The 908-nt window shown below is 53.1% G+C and carries 1 protein-coding gene; it reads right to left on the reverse strand.

What is annotated here, in order from left to right; all coding sequences use genetic code 11:
- Positions 1 to 9 precede the first annotated feature (9 nt).
- Positions 10 to 908, reverse strand: an 899-nt coding sequence (locus tag ACHHZ6_RS24725) for an IS3 family transposase (RefSeq protein WP_395123183.1), incomplete at its 5' end; no start/stop codon positions are given.

Genomic DNA, 908 nt, shown 5'->3' on the forward strand with positions numbered 1-908 from the left:
TGAAGTGGTCTACTTAATTTGGACACGACCTGAGGTTCTTTGTCTTTCCATCTCGGCAGGTGTTAACCCTCCGTTGTTTTTATGCGGCCTTACCCGGTTGTAATACCCACTCAGGTACTGAACCACATCCTTCACTGCTTCACTTCTGTTTCGGTAGCCTTCACGTAACAACCATTCCGTTTTAAGACTCCGGAACAGCCTCTCTGCAACGGCATTGTCCCAGCAGTTTCCTTTGCGACTCATGCTGAGTCTGATGCCGTACAGCTTCGCTATGTCCCTGTATGACATGCTGGCATACTGAGAACCCTGGTCAGAGTGGAACATTAATCCTTTTGGACGGCCCCGGTTTTCCCAGGCCATTGTAAGGGCATTCTGCGCCAGCTGGCTGTCAGCCACAGACGAGAACGCCCAACCCACCACTTTTCGCGCGTATAAATCCAGTACTACTGCCAGATACAGCCAGCCCGCTTGTGTTCTGATAAAAGTGATATCTCCACACCACACATTATCCGGTGCATTTACCGTAAAATTGCGACTGAGATGATTTTCCGCCAGATTAGACTGCCGGTTACACAGGCGATAGCGGTGTTTTCCGGGCTGCCTGCTCACCAGACCGGCTTCTTTCATCAGTCGCCCGGCCTTGTAACGCCCAACGTTTTCTCCTTCGCGGCGAAGCAGTAAAGACAACGTTCTTGCTCCGGCTGAGCCCCGCCCAAGACGGTGTAGCTCGGCCACCCTTCGCTGTAGGGCAATTCGCGTCGTATCCGGTTGTTTCTGGCGTTTGCGATGGTAGTAAACCAGACTCCGGCAAACGCCGAGGACCGCACAGAGCTCTTTTACGCTGTATTCCTGGCTCAGGGCGGCGACAAGTTTCAGGGCTTGCTGGCGTCCGACATCAGCAAAGCTGT

The sequence above is a fragment of the Enterobacter cloacae complex sp. 2024EL-00214 genome, from assembly GCF_043945575.1.
GTDB lineage: Bacteria > Pseudomonadota > Gammaproteobacteria > Enterobacterales > Enterobacteriaceae > Enterobacter > Enterobacter cloacae_P.